A 667-nucleotide genomic window follows, 5' to 3' on the forward strand; every position below is an offset into this window, starting at 1 on the left:
GCTCGAAAGCGAAAGAAGAGGAAGCCGCGCAGCAGCAGGCACAAGATATCGACCCGCTTGCGGCACCAATTGGTTTAGCTGCCGCTGACCAACTTGATGATGAGCTCAGCTTAGATGATGACTTGTTTGGTGATGATGACTCTGAACCGCTGTTAGAGCAGGATGAGAAAGCAGAGCTTGAAGAGGATGTCTTCGCGAACCTAGATGACGAAGAACTAGACTTCAACTTAGAAGGCGATGACGGCGAAGATCCATTTGCCGGTATCGGCGATGATGGTGATTTAGACGTTGGATTTGACGAGTTTGATTCTTCAACGAGCGGCATTCAAGTCAATGGCGACGAGAAAGCGCTGGGCCTTGAAGAGATGGAACGTGCGCTTGATGAAGTGACGCCAGAACTTGAAGTGCTCGACGAAGACGAAACAGGCTTCGACTTGTCCGACGACGATAACGCTATTTCTGATGATGAATTTGCCAAACTTCTTGCTGATGATGAACCATCGGAAGACCTTTCAAGTGGCAGCGTTGATCAAGCGATGCTGGACGATTTATTCGCAGAACTTGGCGACGATGATTTAGATCTTGACGTTGAAGATACCAAGCCAGAGCCGCAAGTCTCAGACGAGGATTTCTCGGCAGGAGAGGCGTCGGATGACGATATTGATAA

General features: G+C 49.2%; 1 pseudogene. It reads left to right on the plus strand.

Annotation, left to right across the window (positions count from 1 at the left end):
• Nucleotides 1–667: pseudogene (locus R7190_RS27935) on the plus strand (AAA family ATPase); the annotation flags it as partial.

It is taken from the genome of Vibrio sp. 1078-1, from assembly GCF_033340475.1.